This is a genomic window from Pseudomonas sp. M2, from assembly GCF_015751845.1.
GTDB lineage: Bacteria > Pseudomonadota > Gammaproteobacteria > Pseudomonadales > Pseudomonadaceae > Aquipseudomonas > Aquipseudomonas putida_E.
Genome location: NZ_JADOUD010000001.1, coordinates 302,822 through 320,954, shown reverse-complemented (window position 1 = coordinate 320,954; position 18,133 = coordinate 302,822). Strand labels below are relative to the sequence as shown.

Below are 18,133 nucleotides of genomic sequence, written 5' to 3'. Positions count from 1 at the left end.
GGCTGACTCTAGCGGCTAAAAAGGCATCTGTGAAGGGTTGTTGTTTTAAATAGTAATACTATATGATCGATTCGCCAGGTTAGCGGTCTGCCAAAAAGCCCCGGCCAGGTGCTGTGCCCATTACAAGAACAATTGGAGACATCGCCATGATTCAGGAGCAGCGGCTCGTCCGCCTGATCACACTGAAACTCATCCCTTTTCTGGTTCTGCTTTACCTGGTGGCCTATGTCGATCGTTCGGCGGTGGGCTTTGCCAAGCTGCACATGGGCGCCGACATAGGCCTGGGTGACGCGGCATATGGCCTTGGCGCCGGGCTGTTCTTCATCGGTTATTTTCTTTTCGAAGTGCCGAGCAACCTGTTGCTCGACCGCTTCGGTGCACGTCGCTGGTTCGCCCGCATTTTGCTGACCTGGGGCGCGATCACTGTCGGCATGGCGTTTGTCACCGGGCCCAACGGCTTCTATGTGATGCGCTTCTTGCTGGGGGCCGCCGAGGCGGGCTTCTTCCCGGGGGTGCTGTACTACATCACCCAGTGGTACCCGGTGCGCCATCGCGGCAAAATTCTAGGCTTCTTCATTCTCTCGCAGCCGCTGGCCATGCTGATCACCGGGCCACTTTCGGGTGCGCTGCTGGGGCTTGAGGGCATCTACGGCCTGCATGGCTGGCAGTGGTTGTTCATCTGTATCGGTACCCCGGCAGTGCTGTTGGCCTGGCCCACCTTGCGCCTGCTGCCGGACGGCCCTGCCAAGGTGCGCTGGCTCAGCGACGAGCAACGCAACTGGCTGCAGGAGCAGTTGGCCAACGACCTGCGCGAGTTCGGCCAGACCCGCCATGGCAACCCGCTGCATGCCCTTAAAGATGGCCGGGTGCTGTTGCTGGCGCTGTTCTACTTGCCGATGACCCTGAGCATCTATGGCTTGGGCCTGTGGCTGCCAACGCTGATCCACCAGTTTGGCGGCAGTGACCTGGTCACCGGTTTTGTCTCGGCGGTGCCCTACCTGTTCGGCATCATCGGCCTGCTGATCGTGCCGCGAAGCTCCGACCGCCTGAACGACCGCTATGGCCATCTGGGCCTGCTGTACGCACTGGGTGCCGTCGGCCTGTTCTTCAGCGCCTGGCTGACGGTACCGGTGCTGCAGTTGGCCGCGCTGTGCCTGGTGGCGTTCGCGCTGTTCTCCTGCACGGCCATCTTCTGGACGCTGCCGGGGCGGTTCTTCTCCGGTGCCAGCGCTGCTGCGGGCATCGCCTTGATCAACTCGATCGGCAACCTCGGCGGTTACCTGGGCCCGTTCGGCATCGGCGCGCTGAAGGAGTACACCGGGCAGCTGTCGTCGGGCCTGTATTTCCTGGCGCTGGTGATGCTGTGCGGGGTGCTGCTCACGGGCGTGGTCTACAACCGCCTGGAGCGCCGCCAGCGCCTGGCTTCCACGCGGGCGGCCGAAGCCTCCCGCTAACCTTTGCAACCGACAAGCGAGCACAAGCATGCGACTGATCCAATTCGAAACCGCCGCCGGCGCGCGCCGCGTGGGCGTGGTGGAAGGCGAGTACGCCCTTGAAGTACTGGGCGCCGCCAGCACCCGTGAGCTGGCCCTGCAGGCCATAGCCGCTGGCCGTGACCTGGCCTGCGAAGTGCAGGCCGCCGGGCTGGGCGAGCGCCATGACTACCTGGCCCTGCTGGCCGAAGGCCGCGTACTGCCACCGCTGGACCACCCGGACCCGGCCCACTGCCTGGTGACCGGTACCGGCCTGACCCACCTGGGCAGCGCCGCCACCCGCGACAAGATGCACCAGCAGCAAGCCGAAGGCGCCGTCACTGACAGCATGCGCATGTTCCAGTGGGGCCTGGAGGGCGGTCGGCCGCCAGCGGGCGAGGAGGGCGCGCAGCCGGAGTGGTTCTACAAGGGCGACGGCGGCATCGTCGTGCGCCCCGGCGCCGACCTGCCGCTGCCGGCCTTTGCCGAAGATGCCGGCGAAGAGCCGGAGCTGGTCGGGCTGTACCTGATCGGTACCGACGGCACGCCATACCGCCTCGGCTACGCCTTGGGCAACGAGTTTTCCGACCATGTGATGGAACGGCGCAACTACCTGTACCTGGCGCATTCCAAGCTGCGTGCCTGCAGCTTCGGCCCGGAGCTGCGCCTTGGGGCATTGCCGGCTCATTTGGAAGGTACCAGCCGCATCCTGCGCGATGGCCAGGTGCTGTGGAGCAAGCCGTTCCTGTCGGGTGAGCAGAACATGTGCCACAGCTTCGAGAACCTTGAGTTCCACCACTTCAAGTACGACCAGTTCCTGCGTGCTGGCGATATCCATGTGCACTATTTCGGCACCGCCACGCTGTCGTTTGCCGACGGCGTTCAGGCTCGCCCGGGCGATACCTTCGAGGTCAGCCTCGATGCCTTTGGCCAGCCGCTGCGCAATGGTATTGGCGCAGCGTCCGGGCAGCGTCGCCCAGGTGCAGTGAAAAGCCTTTGAGCGTGCTGCCGGTCAGTCGATGAAGTCGGGACGGCTGTGCGGTCCATCGCCGGCAAGCCAGCTCCCACAAGTACCGCGCAAACCTCAAGATTTTGCGCTGCCCCCTCTGCCCTGACTGACCGCCATGCGCCACTGAGCCCTCTTTCTTTGTTACAGGAGTCAATCATGTCTGGAAGCAACTTCATTGGCGGCCAGCGCAGCGCTGCCGGCAGCGTACGCCTGCAAAGCCTCGATGCACGCACCGGCGAAGCATTGCCGGTGGTCTTCACCCAGGCCACCCCTGAGGAGGTGGCCGCCGCCGCCCAGGCCGCCGAAGCAGCATTTGCCGAATACAACGCCCTGGCGCCAGAGCGCCGCGCGCAGTTTCTGGAGGCCATTGCCGACCAGCTGGACGCGCTGGACGATAGCTTCGTCGCCACGGTGTGCCGCGAAACTGCGCTGCCGGCTGCGCGCATCCAGGGCGAGCGTGGCCGTACCAGCAACCAGATGCGCCTGTTCGCCAAGGTACTGCGCCGTGGCGACTACCTGGGGGCGCGCATCGACCGCGCGCAGCCACAGCGCCAGCCACTGCCACGCCCTGACCTGCGCCAGTACCGCACCGGCCTTGGCCCGGTGGCCGTGTTCGGCGCCAGCAACTTCCCGTTGGCGTTCTCCACGGCCGGCGGCGACACCGCCGCAGCACTGGCTGCCGGCTGCCCGGTAGTGGTCAAGGCCCACAGCGGCCATATGGCCACTGCCGAGCTGGTGGCTGAAGCCATCGAGCGTGCGGCGGTGGCTACCGGCATGCCCGCTGGCGTGTTCAACATGATCTATGGCGCCGGTGTCGGTGAAGCGCTGGTGCGCCACCCGGCGATCCAGGCGGTCGGTTTCACCGGTTCGCTCAAGGGCGGCCGTGCCCTGTGCGACCTGGCCGCAGCGCGCCCGCAGCCGATCCCGGTGTTCGCCGAAATGAGCAGCATCAATCCGGTGCTGGTGTTGCCTGCGGCGCTGCAGGCCCGCGGCGAGCAGGTGGCCAAGGAACTCGCCGCTTCGGTGGTGCTGGGCTGCGGGCAATTCTGCACCAACCCTGGGTTGGTCATCGGCATTGCCGGTGAAGCGTTCGGCACCTTCGTCGCGGCACTGGCTGCGCATATGGCCGACCAGCCCGCGCAGACCATGCTCAATGCCGGTACCTTGCGCAGCTATGCCAGCGCCGTACAGCGCCTGCAGCAACACCCGGGCGTGCGCCATCTGGCCGGTGCCGAGCAGGTCGGCGGGCAGGCCCGGGCACAGCTGTTCCAGGCCGATGTGAGCTTGCTGCTCAACGGCGACGAGCTGCTGCAGGAGGAGGTTTTCGGGCCTGCCACGGTGGTGGTCGAAGTGGCCGACGAAGCCGAACTGCGCCGCGCCCTGCAAGCCCTGCACGGGCAATTGACCGCCACCCTGATCGCCGAGCCGGAGGACTTCCAGCGCTTTGCCGCACTGGTGCCGCTGCTGCAGCGCAAGGCCGGCCGCCTGCTGGTCAACGGCTACCCGACAGGCGTCGAGGTGTGCGATGCAATGGTGCATGGCGGGCCTTACCCGGCCACCTCCGATGCCCGTGGTACCTCGGTCGGCACCCTGGCCATCGACCGCTTCCTGCGCCCGGTGTGCTACCAGGACTACCCGGATGCGCTGCTGCCCGACGCCCTGAAAAACGCCAATCCACTGGGCCTGCAACGCCTGGTCGACGGCCAGCACAGCCGTGATGCGCTGAGCTGAGGCAGGGTGCTAGCGCTGTATACCCGCCGGGCTATGCCCCGGCGGGCTTTCGATCGACACCGTAAAACAACAAAAAGAGGTTGCAGCCATGCCGAGTCGTTCCCTGCCCGCCGACCAGGTCGCGTGGGAGTCACTGGATAGTCGTCTGTTTCGCAAGATCAGCTGGCGCATTGTGCCGTTGTTCATCGTGTGTTTCCTGTTCGCCTACCTAGACCGGGTCAATATCAGCTTCGCCAAGCTGCAGATGCAAAGCGCGCTGGGTTTCAGTGACGCTGTGTACGGGTTGGGTGCGAGCCTGTTCTTCGTCGGCTACTTCCTGTTCGAGGTACCGAGCAACGTGCTGCTGCACCGCATCGGCGCACGTATCTGGATTGCCCGCATCATGATCAGTTGGGGTTTGACCTCGGCGGCAATGATGTTCGTCACCAGCGAAACCTGGTTCTACGTACTGCGTTTTCTGATCGGTGTCATGGAAGCCGGCTTCGTGCCCGGCGTGCTGTACTTCTTCACCCAGTGGTACCCCAGCGACCGCCGTGCGCGCATCAACGCCTATTTCAAGAGCTCGATCTGCCTATGCGGCATCGTTGGCGGTCCGTTGGCCGGGTTTATCCTCGGCCACTTCGACGGGGTAAACGGCCTGGCCGGGTGGCAGTGGCTGTTCCTACTCGAAGGCCTGCCATCGGTGCTGCTCGGCCTACTGGTACTGTGGCTGGTCACTGATCGCATCGAAGATGCCCGGTGGCTTGACGGCGAAGAGAAACGCTACCTGCGAGAGCGTCTGGACGCCGAGCCCAAGCCCAGCGGTGGCAGCTCGATCAGGGCGATTCTGCGTGAGCCCGCTTCGCTGGCGCTGTCGGCGATCTATCTGTGCCTGGTCATGGCGCTGACCGGGTTACTGTTCTGGATGCCCCAGTTGATTCGCAACGCTGGGGTGGACGATGCACTGGATATCGGCCTGCTGACCATGATCCCGTACCTGTTGGCAGTGGTGGGCAACCTGCTGATCGGCCGCAGCTCCGACCTGCGCGGCGAGCGCCGCTGGCACATGGCGGGTTGCGCAGCCATGACTACCGTTGGCTATGCCTTGTGTGCCGGTTTCAACGCCCAGCTGTTGGTACTGATGCTGGGCATGAGCCTTGTCATGACCGGGATCATCGCCTGGATGCCGATCTTCTGGACCTTACCGCCGAAATACCTGGCCGGGTTGGCCGCAGCGGCGGGTATCGCGTTGATCAACTCGATCGGCCAGCTCGGCGGCATCATTGCGCCTTACATGGTGGGCAAGGTCCGCGATGTCAGCGGCTCGGCGACGCCCGCATTGTGGCTGCTGACGGCGGTCAGCCTGCTGGCGGTGGTGCTGATTGTCTGGGCCGTGCCACGCCGCTTGTATGCGGTTCAACCTGAATCGCGCACCCACTGAGGAGGTTGCATGCAACGTGTCGTTTCTTTCGGGCCTATTTCCAGCGCCGAGGTGCTGGCCGACCTCGAACAGCGTTACCACTTCCGGCGTTTCGACCAGCCGTTGGCTGACCGCGACGGCTTCCTTGCGGCCTTGGCCACTGCCGACGGACTGATCGGCAGTACATTACCGCTGGATGCTGAGCTGCTCGACCACGCGCCTTCGCTCAAGGTGATTGCCAGCGTGTCTGCTGGCTTCGACAACTACCCCTTGGGCTATCTGCGCGACCGCGGCATCTGTTTGACCAATACCCCCGATGCGGTGACCGAAACCACCGCCGATACCGGGTTCATGCTGCTGATGATGGCCGCGCGACGCGCATGCGAGCTGGCGCAACTGGTGCGTGACGGCGGCTGGACTCAGGGCATCGATGCCTCGCGCTTCGGCATGGATGTACACGGCAAGACCTTGGGCATCGTCGGCCTTGGCCGGATTGGTGCGGCCGTGGCCAGGCGCGCGCACTTTGGTTTTGGCATGCCGGTGCTGTACAGCGGCAACAGCGCCAAGCCCGAGTATGAAGCGGAGTTTGCGGCAAGGCGTGTGCCGCTGATGCAGTTGCTGGGCGAGGCGGACTTCGTCTGCGTCTGCGTGCCGCTGAGTGCGGCCACCCATCACCTGTTCGGCCGCGCGCAGTTCGCCGCTATGCGCGCCGATGCCGTGTTCGTCAACATTGCCCGTGGCGCGGTGGTCGACGAGCGCGCGCTGCTAAAGGCGCTGGCCGAAGGGCAGATCCGCGCGGCTGGGCTGGATGTGTTCGAGCTAGAGCCGTTGCCCGCGAGTTCGCCATTGCTGGCCTTGCCCCAGGTGGTTGCCTTGCCGCACATTGGTTCCGCCACCGTCGAGGCACGTGCGTTGATGGCGCGTACCGCAGCGGCCGAACTGGCGGCGGTGCTCGAAGGTAGGGCACCAAGGCATCCAGTGCGATAGGGAGCGCGCAGGAGCGGCCAGCTCCTGCGTTGCACGCCTTGGCATTCGGGGCTTGAGGCTGGGTGCCGTCGTGGTCAGTCAACCCACCGCCACAGCGGTTCATCCAGCAACCCAACCCCGCGTAGCTGTGTCTGCCCCTGAACCTTCTCCAGCTCCAGCACATTGCACCCGTCACACGCCGACAGCGCCTCAATCAGCGGCGCACTGTGCGACACCACCCAAACCTGGCTCCGCCTCGAAGCGCGAATGATCAACCGCGCCAGCGCAGGCAGCAGGTCGGCATGCAAGCTGGTTTCCGGCTCGTTAAGCACCATCAGTGACGGCGGACGTGGCGTCAGCAGCGCAGCCATCAACAACAGATAACGCAACGTACCATCCGACAATTCACCCCCACCCAGCGGGCGCAACAGCCCATGCTGATGCAGCCGCACGCTGAACAGCCCACCCGGCGGCGCATCAATCTCCAAGCGGCTACCGGGAAACGCGTCATCCAGTGCCGCTATCAGGTCTTCAACCTCGCCAATCTCGATGATGGTCTGCAACGCCGAGGCAAGGTTACGCCCGTCATGATGCAGCACCGGCGAGCGCGTCCCCAGCTGCGGTTGGCGGCAGGGTGCGTCGCGGTCGATGCGGAAGTGATCGTAGAAGCGCCAGCTGTTGATGAACGCCCGCAGCTCACCAATCTCCGGCGCCTGTCGTGGCCGGCCCACGATGTTGAAAAAGCTCTCGCAGCTGTCGGCATGTTGATCGAGCACCGTCCAACCATTGCCTTCCCGCGCACGAACCATGGCGTTCTTGCGCTCAACCAATAAGGACGATGGGCGATAAGCCCCAGCGCCCCAGATGGCTTCGCACTTGATCTCGGGGTCGAGCATGAATGCGGTGGGATAGGGCAGGGGTATCGGCAAGCCCAGCGAGATGGCAAAGCCGAAATCCTCGGTGGCGAAGCCCAGCCGCAGGCGTTTGGCCTCGCTCGGATGCTGGCCTTGTATGGGCACTTCACCGCGCTTCATGCGCGCACTCATCTCTGGCCCGGCCCACCAGGTCGAATCCAGCCCGCCTTCGCGGGCAAGCGCTTCGATCACACCGCCCTGGGCGGTCTCGGCGAGCAGGCGCAGGGCTTTGTACAGATTGGATTTGCCGCTGCCGTTGGCGCCGGTCACCAGGTTGAGTTGGCTTAAAGGCAACACAAGGTGGTTGATGGAGCGGTAGTTGCCGATGGCGAGGGTGGTGAGCATGCGGTGCGTCCCAGGTTTAACTCAGTGCCTGATTGTGGGCGAACTGCACGTGCCTTACTACCGTTCAGCACGGTTTCGGGAGGGCGGAGTGGGCCTGCAGGTAGGGGTGTGTTCACGGGGTTTTCATCATGCCCAGCTCGGCATCATCGAGCAGGGCCTTGGCCAGGGCGCGGAGGTAGTGCGAGGCCCACAGCAGCTGGGGTTTGTCTTCCATCAGGCCGTCGATGGTCAGGTCGCGGGCATAGCCCATCAGTTCCGAGGCCTGTTCGCGGGCGCTTTGGCAAGGGATGCCGGGCTCGATGCGGAACAGGGGGTGGGTCTGGTTTTCACCTTGGTAGAAGGTGGTTTTGCCGACGGTGAATGCGGTTTCTTCGGTGGCCATTTTTTGATCTCCCTGAAGGTGTAGCTGCCTGGGCGGGCCCCATCGCCGGCAAGCCGGACTCCCACAGGTTTCACCGGGCGTCTGAGGGGCGTCTACAACCTCAGGGGCGGTGCTGTGCGAGAGAGCTAGCCCGTGAAAGAGCCAGGCCAGGCAGATCATGATGAGGATTAATGCAGCGTCTGCGGGTCGGCTGGCTTTTGTATTTGGGCCAGTGCTGACTCGAGCAATTTGCGCAGGGCATCGAGCTCGTGCATCGAGGTCATGATCATCACGGACACGGGTGATTTCGGCTGCATCAACATCGCGTGTTGGGCAACGACTTCGGGGCAGAGCGCGTAGTCGGCAGCCATCATCAGCGTGTCTTCGAGGGAGTGGAGAACGTGGGGTGGATCGGGACGATCTTCAACATGGTGTGGCTCCTGTCGTAGTGGAGCAACCACTAACCGCGGCTAAACGAATGGGTGGCAGCTGTACGCGGGTTAGCCGACCGGGACGTCAGGCACCCGGCGCACCCGAAGGTGCCCCACGCACAGCCGCCATAACGGCGCTAATGCCGATTGCTCGGTATTGCACGGCTGTAGTGTCCGACGATTTTTGGGCGGCTAACCCAGTCGTTGAGTGACAACGACGTGCCGAGACTAAAGTCCACTTTTGCGTGCGCAACGGAAAACAGGCGGCGGCAGTATCTTTGGGAAATGCCCTACAAGAAAGCGGTTAAATCTGATTTTTCAGCTGCTCGATGTAACTGCTTGTAACCTGTTGGCAGTCAACATTTAGCTCGCAGAAACTGAGCGTTGCCCAACGGCTCGAGCAAACCGTGACGCGTAACCCTGCATACAGCACTGACCACGGCCCGCAACGAGGCTTGGAGAGAGTCAGGCGAGCTTTTCTCGAACCGATTACCGCTCAACACGGCCACGGAGAAGGGGATTACTCGTCCTCAAGCTGATCCAGCAGCACACGCACCATCGTATTGAGGTGGTGGGACGCTACGACCATTCGGTGATCACCCAGCATGACGCCCGTGTGGTTGAGATAACGAGCGCACTCCATCAGTTTCGACGCTTGTTCCTTGGCTTGCAGAGTGGGTACGTCCGGCGCGGCAGTGAACAGGGTTTGGGGTGTGATTGGGTCTTTTGGCACTGAGCTGTTCTCCTGGCGGTCAGCGGAGGGCTGAGGTTGCTGGGGCCGCTAGGCGGCCCTTTCGCGACACAAGGCCGCTCCGGGGGGCGGAGTGGGCCTGCAGGTAGGGGTGTGTTCACGGGGTTTTCATCATGCCCAGCTCGGCATCGTCGAGCAGGGCCTTGGCCAGGGCGCAGAGGTAGTGCGAGGCCCACAGCAGCTGGGGTTTGTCTTCCATCAGGCCGTCGATGGTCAGGTCGCGGGCATAGCCCATCAGTTCCGAGGCCTGTTCGCGGGCGCTTTGGCAAGGGATGCCGGGCTCGATGCGGAACAGGGGATGGGTCTGGTTTTCGCCTTGGTAGAAGGTGGTTTTGCCGACGGTGAATGCGGTTTGTTCGGTAGCCATCGTTTGATCTCCCTGAAGGTGTAGCTGCCTGGGCTGGCCCTATCGCCGGCAAGCCGGACTCCCACAAGTTTCACCGGGCGTCTGAGGGTCGTCTACAACCTCAGGGGCGATGTTGTGCGAGAGAGCTAGCCCGTGAAAGAGCCAGGCCAGGCAGATCATGATGAGGATTAATGCAGCGTCTGCGGGTCGGCCGGTTTCTGTATTTGGGCCAGTGCTGACTCGAGCAATTTGCGCAGGGCATCGAGCTCGTGCATCGAGGTCATGATCATCAAGGACACGGGTGATTTCGGCTGCATCAACATCGCCTGTTGGGCGACGACTTCGGCGCAGAGCGCGTAGTCGGCAGCCATCATCAGCGTGTCTTCGAGGGAGTGGGGATTGTGAGGCGGATCGGGGACGATCTTGAGCATGATGAAACTCCAACGTCGAACGGTGGAGCTACCACGGCCTTGCTGTCAAACAATGAGGTGGCAGCTGTACGCGGGTTGACAGACCGAGACGTTGGCACTCGGCGCACCAGAGGGTGCCCGCACGTACAGCCACCATAACAGTGTGCACATGTGGACAACGAAGACGGTCTGTCAAAACCGGTCGCTGAATTGGCAGCGACCGGCCGAGACTAGAATCCACATTGGCCATGTGCAACGAAAAATGGTCGGCGGCAGTATCTTTGGGAAATGCCCTACAGGAAAGGGGTTTAATCTGATTTTTTCGGCCGTTCGCTGTAACTGCTTGTAACGAGCAGACAGTCAAGCATGACCACTGCGGTCAGGTCATGCCAGTCCTTGTGTGATAGCTGCAGCTGCGTCTGGGCAGCCACATCGAGCGGGGAGGATAGGGCATGGGCTACAAAAGCAAAGTGTGTGCTTTGACAGCCCGCACGCACGATCACCAAGCGCTACGGCTCTGCGTAAGTGATACCCATCGAGTATGGGTTCTCGCGGCTCAAACTCCACTGATCATCGAGCCAGGTTCGCGCCGGGCTGCTGGCAGCCTTTCGAGAAACGCCCTGATTTCTCGCTTCCCTCGCAAGTGAAGCGTAGGCACCTGTGCCCCGAGCTTAAGGCGAACTGCTTCGATACCAGGTCGGTAATTCCGGTCGAACGTCCACACGAACTTGAGAAATTCCAGGTCGAACCTTTCCTCACAACCTTCCGCACGATCAGGCCGTGGCTGGTTGCGAAGCAGGCGTAACAGCACCCGAATGAAACAGGTGAGCCTGGGCGTGTCGAGCCAGATGATCAGGTCCGCTCGCGGCAAACGCAGGTCGAAGGTGCGGCGCGCATAGTTGCCTTCACACACCCAGCCGTCACCAGCTACGGCATCGCGTACACGGTCACGGAACTGTTCGGCGTCAGGTTCCGCCCAGCCGGGCTCCCAGAAGAGTTTGTCCAAGTGAACGACGGAAAGCTCCAGGTGTTCTCCCAAGGCGCGGGCAAGGGTGGACTTGCCGCTGCCGCCGTTGCCCAGAATGACGATTCGTTGCATGGTGACTTCCTGTCGTAGGCGAAGAACGATTGTATGGTGGTGGTTGAGCAACACCAAGGGTAATGGATGGCAATCAGCCATTGACAGCCTTCCATTCGCTAACTTTCGTCTTGGTAGAGCGTGGTTTTGCCCACGGTGAATGCGGTTTCTTCGATCGGGTCCCGGGAAGTTGTAGTTGCCTGGGCTGGCCCTATCGCCGGCAAGCCGGGCTCCCACAGATTTTATCGGGCGCCTGAGGTCGTCTACAACCTCAGGGGCGGTGCTGTGCGAGAGAGCTAGCCCGTGAAAGAGCCAGGCCAGGCAGATCATGACGAGGATTAATGCAGCGTCTGCGGGTCGGCCGGTTTCTGTATTTGGGCCAGTGCTGAGCCTGTAGGGCAACGACTTCGGCGCAGAGCGCGTAGTCGGCAGCCATCATCAACGCGTCTTCGAGGGAGTGCGGATTGTGAGGCGGATCGGGAACGATCTTGAGCATGATCAAACTCCAACGTCGAACGCTGGAGCTACCACGGCAATGCCGTCAAGCAATTGGGGTGGCAGCTGTACGCGGGTTGACGGACCGAGACGTTGGCACTCGGCGCACCAGAGGGTGCCCGCACGTACAGCCACCATAACTAGTGTGCACATGTGGACAACGAAGACGGTCTGTCAAAACCGGTCGCTGAATTGGCAGCGACCGGCCGAGACTAGAATCCACATTGGCCATGTGCAACGAAAAATGGGCGGCGGCAGTATCTTTGGGAAATGCGCTACAGGAAAGGGGTTGAATCTGATTTTTCGGCCGTTCGATGTAACAGCTTGTATCGCGCTGGCAGTCAAAATTCACGGCTGTGTGGCGTGAAAAATGACCACCGCGGCGGGCTTCCTGTTGTGGTGTCTTTTGACGTGGATTGGCTTCCTGAAAGTACGGGCGCCAATGTTGGCCCTATCGCCGGAAAGCCGAATCCCGCAGGGGTCACCAAGCTGAGTACTGCCTACAAACCCAGCCATCGAATGATCCGCTGAAACATTGGTCCGCTTCCTGCGGCCAGATCGTCGAGGATATTGAAATGGTCCAGATCCAGGGCCAGCAGCTCCACCGGCATGCCCCGCTCGATGCAGGCTTGGGCATAGTCGATGGTCTGGCGACGGAACTCGGCTGTCTCACGAAGCCCGTAGGGCAGCATCAGAGGTGCCAGTTTCCGGGGAATGTGCAGGATCGGGCTCAGAGCCTCGGCCGACTGCCAGGTAAAATCCAGCGTCCTGGCCAGAAAGGTGTGCGGCAGCGGGCGCAGGTCATACACCCCGCTGACCGCAATGGCGCCCAAGTAGGGCTGTGCGGGCAAGCCATAGTCGCCGACCCAGTCGGTAGCCAGCAGCTCGACCACGCCATGGGCGCCTGCCGAATGGCCGACCACGACGATGCGCTCACGGTCGATGCCGAACCGTTCGGCGTTGCGCCACAGGAAGCTGAACGCCGCGCGGTGCTGGCGTACGATCTCGGCGATGGCGACCTTCGGCGCCAAGGTGTAATTCTCCACAACCGTGACCACGCCTTGCGCGGCCAGGCCCTTGGCGACGTAGCTCCACTCCTTGCTGGTGGTCGCTCGCCAGTAGCCGCCATGGACAAAGAAGACCGCCGGGCGCAGGGCCTCGGTGACGCCCTGTGGCGGGAAGAACACATCGAAAGTCTCGTCCAGGGTCGGGCCGTAGGGCACGTCCAACTGGTTGGGCAGTTCGGCGCGCACGGCCTGGCTTTGCGCGATGAACTCCCGCACATAGCCGTCGAAATCCGTCACCGAGGCCTCGATGTCGTATTGCTCGTCGAGTTGGGCGGTGGTGGTGAAGTCGTTGTAAAGAAAGGTTGTCATGCAGGCATGCTCCAGGCACGAACTCTCGGAGGCCAGCCCCTTGGTAAGGGGCCCGCCAGGGTCACGGAAATACCCGCTTGAGCCTGTACGCGCCGCTTTAGGCGCGTACAGGCCCTGCGCAAGATAACGCCAGCGAGCAATAGGGCAGCGTTATCACTTAGAAAATAGAAAAGGGCATTCTGAGAATAACCCTCAGCTCATCAAAGTTACCCTCGGCCTGGTGGCTGCTTGCGCGGTGCCAAGCGTAACCTGCAAGAATACTTCCACCCTTTAATTCGCCAGATTGAAATGTGTAACTCCCTAAAAGGCCGGTTTCGTTATGGCGTTCGTTGTCCTGAAGCAGCGAAGCCGTGTAAACCCCCTTTGGGCCCCCGTCATAGCCCGTTCCATCAATACCCCAGCCCCGGGTGTGCCAGAGTATGCTTTTAAATCCAGGAACGCCGTAAGCAGCCCAGTCATTTATATATTTGACCTGAAAGGAGGTTTCGTTCGGGCCGTTAAAGTAAGAAACCATGGTGTTCGGTAGCTCAATGGCATTTGACTCTTTCACGAAGTCAAAGAATTCATCACCCACAATTTTCTGAAGGCCGAATTCCACTGAGTGGTTCTTGAAGCGCGGGGTGATGGCCAGACCAAATGCCTGCTGATCGATAGGGCCAGCTTCTTCCTTTCCGCTTGATTTCGTATTGTACATCGATAGCTTCACCGATGTGGTGAGCCCTTTCGATTGGAATGTCTGTGCCAGGCCAAAATATTGCCTGTCCCAAATATCCTGAATGCGCGAAATATAAACACTGGTTTTCAAGCCGTTCGCGCTAGTGTGGTCCCCGCCAAAATAAGCGGTCCAATCACTGGTGACCGGGCGCATGGCGTATTGCAGTCCGATGTCTTCGGTGCCTGCAGCATAACGTGGCGCCATTTTTGAGAAGTAACCAGACTTTAACACCAGGCCATCAAAGGATGAGCTTTCAACCGACAGCCCGTCGAAAGAGGCAGGAACAGTACGAGTATCCGAAAAATTCATGACAGGCGTGGCCACCTGATGACGGCCGATTTTTACGTCGGTCTCGGCGGCTCGCAACTTGACTGCGGCAACGCCCAAGCGACTCCATGTAGGTTGTACATCGCCATCGCTGTTCACCAGCATTCTGTTACTACCCCCCGCAGCGTCACCCGTGTCGCGTTCTAACGCGACGACAGAATAGGCAGCAAGGTCCAGTCCTACCCCCACGGGCCACGAGGTGTAGCCGGACTCGAATCCCAATTTGAAACCTTGCTGCCAGGCCACTCGGTCATGCGAAACCTGCGGGCCTTCGTCCGTTTTATACCGATATACGGTGTTGCGTCTCCCGATTTCCTTGGAATACCACTGGCGGGTATCAAGTGTAAGAGAGCTTCCCTCGAAGAAACCGCTTTTCGCCTCGGCCAGTGCTTCAAAGCAACAAACCACTCCAGGTAAAAAGCATGACATGGCGACCACGTTTTTTATGCGGACAGACATAGAGGTAGCCCTCGATTGTTATTGTTTGGAAAGGCAGGGGAGGTGGTTATCCCGGCGTGCGATTGCGCCGGGCTAATGCTTTTTTTATTGGGCGAGTTCGGTCGTGTATTCGATGATCTTTTTTGTCACTTCGCCATTGGATGTGTCTACGGGCACAAAATGATTGGAAGAACACAGGGCATCATACTTCGAGTTGGCTCCAGCGGCGGTGGCACGCTTCACGTAATCAAGAACGGACGGGAAGCGGTCGCTTTGGTTTGTAATGAAAACCTGCGGTACCTTTATGATTGGCATCTGGGTGGGCGATACTTCCTGAAGTCGCGCCTGCAACTCCTTTCCCTGAACGTGGCCTAGCACTTTCGGCTGTATGTCTTTGCCGCGAGGGAGTTGAGCATGCCATGCCAGGTCAACAACCCCGTCCAGCACCAGCACGCCGCTGATCGACAAAGGGTTTTTCACATAGAGCTCAGACTGCGCCTTTAACAGATTTCGCCCAGCCAACCATAAAGCGTAATGCCCCCCCGAAGAATGGCCGAGTGTCACGGTTCTTCTGAGATTCAAGGGGTATTTTTTGGCCAGTTCGCGTAAATGATCAGCAGCCCCCGCAACGGATTTGAAGGAGTTGGGCCATTCGCCATAGCTGCCTACCCGGCTGTATTCGATGTTCCACGTTGCAAAACCCGCCTTGGTCAGCATATCAGCGACTGGCGCCATGTAATCCAGGCCTACATCAGCGCTCCAACGCCCGCCATGGACAACAATCACCACGGGGAAGGGCCCTTCGCCCTGCGGCAAACGAAGGTCCCCAAAGTTGTCCAAGCCTTTTCCATAAAACTCACGGTGGACGTCACCCATCACCGCAGGTGCACGCTTTACCGTATCTTGGAACAGCGACCATTCCTCCTGCGGGGCAGGTACAGGCAGTGGGCTTTTACAAACAATATTATGTTCTGCCGCGCTGATATTCATGGCGACAGAAGCCAGCAACAAAGAAATAGCGGTCTTGTTAATCATTATAAGCCTTTCCTGTCATGCGCATTGATGTTCACAAGTTCATTGAATTTTTGCCAAGTGGCAGTGTTCATCCTTGATTGAGCAAATCCAGGGCGACATCGACGATCATGTCTTCCTGGCCACCGATCATGCGGCGCTTGCCCAGTTCAACCAGAATGTCGAAAGTCGACAGGCCGTATTTGGCCGCGGCCGCCTCGGCATGGCGCAGGAAACTTGAATAGACCCCTGCATAACCCAAGGCCAGCGTTTCCCGGTCTACCCGCACCACCCGTTCCTGCAGGGGACGGACAATGTCTTCAGCGGCATCGATCAGCTTTTTCACGTCGCAGCCGTGGTTCAGGCCCATGCGCTCGGCGGCGGCGGCGAATACCTCGAGCGGTGCGTTGCCGGCCCCGGCGCCCATGCCGGTCAGGCTGGCATCGACGCGATCGCAGCCGTGCTCCAGGGCGACCAGGCTGTTAGCCACGCCCAGGCTGAGGTTGTGGTGGGCGTGCATGCCGGTCTGCGTCGCTGGGTCAAGCACGTCCTTCAAGGCCTTGAAGCGCTCGGCGATGTCCCACATGTTCATCGCGCCACCGGAATCCACAACGTAGATGCATTGTGCACCGTAGCTTTCCATCAGTTTGCCCTGCCTGGCGAGGCCAGCCGGGGTCTGCATGTGGCTCATCATCAAGAAGCCCACGGTGTCCATGCCCAGGGACCGGGCGTATTCGATGTGTTGGCGCGAGACATCGGCCTCGGTGCAGTGGGTGGCCACGCGCACGATCCGCGCGCCAGCATCGTAGGCGGCCTTGAGGTCGTGCACAGTGCCAATGCCCGGTAGCAGCAACGTGGCGATGCGGGCGCGCTGCACCACTGCGGCTACCGCGGCGATCCACTCAAGGTCGGTATGGGCACCGAAGCCGTAATTGAAGCTCGAACCCTGCAGGCCATCGCCATGGGCGACCTCAATGCTGTCGACGCCGGCTTGGTCCAGGGCCTGAGCGATGCACGCGACCTGTTCCAGGCTGTAGCGGTGACGCACGGCATGCATACCGTCGCGCAGGGTCACGTCTGAGATATGGATCTTTTTGTTCGTGTCGATCATCTTCACAACCCCTGATCAGTGAACTGCGCCTGGGCGATACGTTCAGCGACGGTCAGCGCCGCGCTGGTCATGATGTCCAGATTGCCGGCGTAGGCCGGCAGGTAGTGCCCGGCACCTTCCACTTCGAGATACACCGCGACTTTGATGCCGGTGCTCCAGCCAAGGCCAGGGATGTTCTGCCGGTTGTTCTCGGTGAAGTGCTCGAACTGAACGTGTTGTTTGAGGCGGTAACCCGGCACGTAGCGGTTAACCTCGGCCACGCGCTGCTCGACCGCGTCTACGATGGCTTGGGTGTCGGCGTCCAACGGCACGAAGCAATACACCGTGTCGCGCATGATCAATGGCGGCTCGGCCGGGTTGAGCACGATGATCGCCTTGCCGCGCGCCGCGCCGCCGACCTCGACGATGGCGCGTGAGGTGGTCTCGGTGAATTCGTCGATGTTGGCACGGGTGCCGGGGCCGGCCGACTTACTGGAGATTGCCGCGACGATCTCGGCATAATGCACCGGCGCCACGCCCGCCACCGCATGCACGATCGGGATGGTCGCCTGGCCGCCGCAGGTGACCATGTTCAGGTTCGGCTCGTGGGCATGCTCGGCGAAGTTCACCACCGGGACGACATACGGGCCGACGGCTGCAGGGGTGAGGTCGATGATGCGTACCCCATGGGCACGCAGCTTGCTGTCATGCACCTTGTGCGCCCCAGCGGAGGTGGCATCGAAGGCGATGCGGATTTCCTTGAAATTGGGCAGCGCGAGCAGCCCGTCGATCCCGCCTGCGGTGGTGGGTACACCGAGGCGCTCAGCGCGGGCCAAACCGTCTGATGCCGGGTCGATACCCACCATGGCTCCCACCTCAAGCGTATCGGAGCAGCGAAGGATCTTGATCATCAGGTCGGTGCCAATGTTGCCAGAGCCGATGATCGCTACCGGTATGCGAGCAGATGACATCTGTTCTTCTCCTTTGCAGTGCAGACAACCGTATCGGGTGATATCTGCACATCTACGAGTTGGTTCAGCGCAGCGGCTTGTAGGCCACAGCCTTGATTTCGATGACCAGATGCGGGTGCGGCAGCTGGTGCACGGCGACGGTGGTGCGGGTCGGACCGTCGGCATCGAAAAACTGCCCGTACACTTGGTTGTATTGGGAGAAGTCGTTCATGTTGACCAGATAACTGCACACTTCCACTACGTCCTCCAGGTCGGCACCGACACTGCGCAGGATGTCGCGGATGTTGTTCAGCACCTCGCGGGTCTGTGCTTCGATGCATGGGCGTATGCGCCCAGAGGCGTCCGGCTCTGCACCGGCGATGCTGTTGTCCGGGCGCCGCGAGCTGGTGCCAGAGACGAACAGGAAGTCACCGGCACGCTTGACGTGGGGGAAGGCCCCAAGCGGTGTGGCTTTGCCGTCTACTACCCGGGCGTGGGTCTGCGATTTGTCGCTCATG

At 61.2% G+C, this 18,133-nt stretch carries 19 protein-coding genes; 5 read left to right on the top strand and 14 right to left on the bottom strand.

The window, feature by feature from the left end:
- Positions 1–146 precede the first annotated feature (146 nt).
- The 5 genes from IWW33_RS01665 (at position 147) to IWW33_RS01645 (ending at position 6,598) form a co-directional block, all read left to right on the top strand.
- On the top strand, positions 147–1,454 hold the full coding sequence (locus IWW33_RS01665) for an MFS transporter (RefSeq protein WP_115275242.1): 1,308 nt from the start codon (positions 147–149) through the stop codon (positions 1,452–1,454).
- A gap of 28 nt (positions 1,455–1,482) precedes the next feature.
- Entirely contained in the window at positions 1,483–2,472 is a 990-nt protein-coding gene (gene araD1 / locus IWW33_RS01660; protein ID WP_119688706.1) for an AraD1 family protein, read from the top strand.
- 165 nt (positions 2,473–2,637) lie between these two features.
- Positions 2,638–4,212 carry an aldehyde dehydrogenase (NADP(+)) gene (locus IWW33_RS01655; RefSeq protein WP_174141684.1) on the top strand — a complete coding sequence of 525 codons (1,575 nt, stop codon included), beginning with the start codon at positions 2,638–2,640 and terminating at the stop codon, positions 4,210–4,212.
- An 88-nt stretch (positions 4,213–4,300) separates the two neighbouring features.
- The gene (locus IWW33_RS01650) at positions 4,301–5,632 is read left to right on the top strand and encodes an MFS transporter (protein ID WP_174141685.1); all 1,332 of its coding nucleotides are present in this window, start codon (positions 4,301–4,303) and stop codon (positions 5,630–5,632) included.
- Between the two features lie 9 nt (positions 5,633–5,641).
- On the top strand, positions 5,642–6,598 hold the full coding sequence (locus tag IWW33_RS01645; RefSeq protein ID WP_012313890.1) for a D-glycerate dehydrogenase: 957 nt from the start codon (positions 5,642–5,644) through the stop codon (positions 6,596–6,598).
- Between the two features lie 74 nt (positions 6,599–6,672).
- Here IWW33_RS01645 and IWW33_RS01640 read toward each other — a convergent pair whose 3' ends face one another.
- From IWW33_RS01640 to IWW33_RS01575, 14 genes are all read right to left on the bottom strand, one after another.
- On the bottom strand, positions 6,673–7,836 hold the full coding sequence (locus tag IWW33_RS01640) for an AAA family ATPase (RefSeq protein WP_115275238.1): 1,164 nt from the start codon (positions 7,834–7,836) through the stop codon (positions 6,673–6,675).
- 112 nt (positions 7,837–7,948) lie between these two features.
- Positions 7,949–8,218, bottom strand: coding sequence for a DUF3077 domain-containing protein (locus tag IWW33_RS01635; protein ID WP_115275237.1), 270 nt, complete (start codon positions 8,216–8,218; stop codon positions 7,949–7,951).
- A gap of 167 nt (positions 8,219–8,385) precedes the next feature.
- Positions 8,386–8,571 (bottom strand): hypothetical protein, encoded by a 186-nt coding sequence (locus IWW33_RS01630; protein ID WP_174141687.1) that lies wholly within the window; start codon positions 8,569–8,571, stop codon positions 8,386–8,388.
- Between the two features lie 577 nt (positions 8,572–9,148).
- A complete protein-coding gene (locus IWW33_RS01625) occupies positions 9,149–9,361 on the bottom strand; it encodes a DUF3077 domain-containing protein (protein WP_115275236.1) in 213 nt (70 codons plus the stop codon).
- Positions 9,362–9,476: 115 nt separating this feature from the next.
- A complete protein-coding gene (locus IWW33_RS01620) occupies positions 9,477–9,746 on the bottom strand; it encodes a DUF3077 domain-containing protein (RefSeq protein ID WP_115275235.1) in 270 nt (89 codons plus the stop codon).
- 167 nt (positions 9,747–9,913) lie between these two features.
- Entirely contained in the window at positions 9,914–10,156 is a 243-nt protein-coding gene (locus tag IWW33_RS01615; protein WP_115275234.1) for a hypothetical protein, read from the bottom strand.
- Positions 10,157–10,691: 535 nt separating this feature from the next.
- The gene (locus tag IWW33_RS01610; RefSeq protein ID WP_115275233.1) at positions 10,692–11,234 is read right to left on the bottom strand and encodes an AAA family ATPase; all 543 of its coding nucleotides are present in this window, start codon (positions 11,232–11,234) and stop codon (positions 10,692–10,694) included.
- A 250-nt stretch (positions 11,235–11,484) separates the two neighbouring features.
- Positions 11,485–11,709, bottom strand: a complete 225-nt coding sequence (locus IWW33_RS01605; protein WP_174141607.1) for a hypothetical protein — start codon at positions 11,707–11,709, stop codon at positions 11,485–11,487.
- A 499-nt stretch (positions 11,710–12,208) separates the two neighbouring features.
- Positions 12,209–13,084: an alpha/beta hydrolase gene (locus tag IWW33_RS01600; RefSeq protein ID WP_115275232.1), complete on the bottom strand. Its 876-nt coding sequence runs from the start codon at positions 13,082–13,084 to the stop codon at positions 12,209–12,211.
- 157 nt (positions 13,085–13,241) lie between these two features.
- On the bottom strand, positions 13,242–14,585 hold the full coding sequence (locus tag IWW33_RS01595; protein ID WP_174141690.1) for an OprD family outer membrane porin: 1,344 nt from the start codon (positions 14,583–14,585) through the stop codon (positions 13,242–13,244).
- An 84-nt stretch (positions 14,586–14,669) separates the two neighbouring features.
- On the bottom strand, positions 14,670–15,599 hold the full coding sequence (locus IWW33_RS01590) for an alpha/beta hydrolase (RefSeq protein WP_115275230.1): 930 nt from the start codon (positions 15,597–15,599) through the stop codon (positions 14,670–14,672).
- Between the two features lie 67 nt (positions 15,600–15,666).
- Positions 15,667–16,686: a 4-hydroxy-2-oxovalerate aldolase gene (dmpG, locus tag IWW33_RS01585; RefSeq protein WP_115275229.1), complete on the bottom strand. Its 1,020-nt coding sequence runs from the start codon at positions 16,684–16,686 to the stop codon at positions 15,667–15,669.
- A gap of 2 nt (positions 16,687–16,688) precedes the next feature.
- Positions 16,689–17,636: an acetaldehyde dehydrogenase (acetylating) gene (locus IWW33_RS01580; protein ID WP_115275228.1), complete on the bottom strand. Its 948-nt coding sequence runs from the start codon at positions 17,634–17,636 to the stop codon at positions 16,689–16,691.
- A 64-nt stretch (positions 17,637–17,700) separates the two neighbouring features.
- Complete coding sequence (locus IWW33_RS01575) at positions 17,701–18,132, bottom strand: RidA family protein (protein ID WP_012313899.1); 432 nt, start codon at positions 18,130–18,132, stop codon at positions 17,701–17,703.
- Position 18,133 lies beyond the last annotated feature (1 nt).

Coding starts and splice junctions, on each gene's coding strand:
- IWW33_RS01665 (WP_115275242.1), top strand. CDS start 147: ATGATTCAGGAGCAGCGGCTCGTCCGCCTGATCACACTGAAACTCATC.
- araD1 (WP_119688706.1), top strand. CDS start 1,483: ATGCGACTGATCCAATTCGAAACCGCCGCCGGCGCGCGCCGCGTGGGC.
- IWW33_RS01655 (WP_174141684.1), top strand. CDS start 2,638: ATGTCTGGAAGCAACTTCATTGGCGGCCAGCGCAGCGCTGCCGGCAGC.
- IWW33_RS01650 (WP_174141685.1), top strand. CDS start 4,301: ATGCCGAGTCGTTCCCTGCCCGCCGACCAGGTCGCGTGGGAGTCACTG.
- IWW33_RS01645 (WP_012313890.1), top strand. CDS start 5,642: ATGCAACGTGTCGTTTCTTTCGGGCCTATTTCCAGCGCCGAGGTGCTG.
- IWW33_RS01640 (WP_115275238.1), bottom strand. CDS start 7,836: ATGCTCACCACCCTCGCCATCGGCAACTACCGCTCCATCAACCACCTT.
- IWW33_RS01635 (WP_115275237.1), bottom strand. CDS start 8,218: ATGGCCACCGAAGAAACCGCATTCACCGTCGGCAAAACCACCTTCTAC.
- IWW33_RS01630 (WP_174141687.1), bottom strand. CDS start 8,571: ATGATGGCTGCCGACTACGCGCTCTGCCCCGAAGTCGTTGCCCAACAC.
- IWW33_RS01620 (WP_115275235.1), bottom strand. CDS start 9,746: ATGGCTACCGAACAAACCGCATTCACCGTCGGCAAAACCACCTTCTAC.
- IWW33_RS01615 (WP_115275234.1), bottom strand. CDS start 10,156: ATGCTCAAGATCGTCCCCGATCCGCCTCACAATCCCCACTCCCTCGAA.
- IWW33_RS01610 (WP_115275233.1), bottom strand. CDS start 11,234: ATGCAACGAATCGTCATTCTGGGCAACGGCGGCAGCGGCAAGTCCACC.
- IWW33_RS01605 (WP_174141607.1), bottom strand. CDS start 11,709: ATGCTCAAGATCGTTCCCGATCCGCCTCACAATCCGCACTCCCTCGAA.
- IWW33_RS01600 (WP_115275232.1), bottom strand. CDS start 13,084: ATGACAACCTTTCTTTACAACGACTTCACCACCACCGCCCAACTCGAC.
- IWW33_RS01595 (WP_174141690.1), bottom strand. CDS start 14,585: ATGTCTGTCCGCATAAAAAACGTGGTCGCCATGTCATGCTTTTTACCT.
- IWW33_RS01590 (WP_115275230.1), bottom strand. CDS start 15,599: ATGATTAACAAGACCGCTATTTCTTTGTTGCTGGCTTCTGTCGCCATG.
- dmpG (WP_115275229.1), bottom strand. CDS start 16,686: ATGATCGACACGAACAAAAAGATCCATATCTCAGACGTGACCCTGCGC.
- IWW33_RS01580 (WP_115275228.1), bottom strand. CDS start 17,636: ATGTCATCTGCTCGCATACCGGTAGCGATCATCGGCTCTGGCAACATT.
- IWW33_RS01575 (WP_012313899.1), bottom strand. CDS start 18,132: ATGAGCGACAAATCGCAGACCCACGCCCGGGTAGTAGACGGCAAAGCC.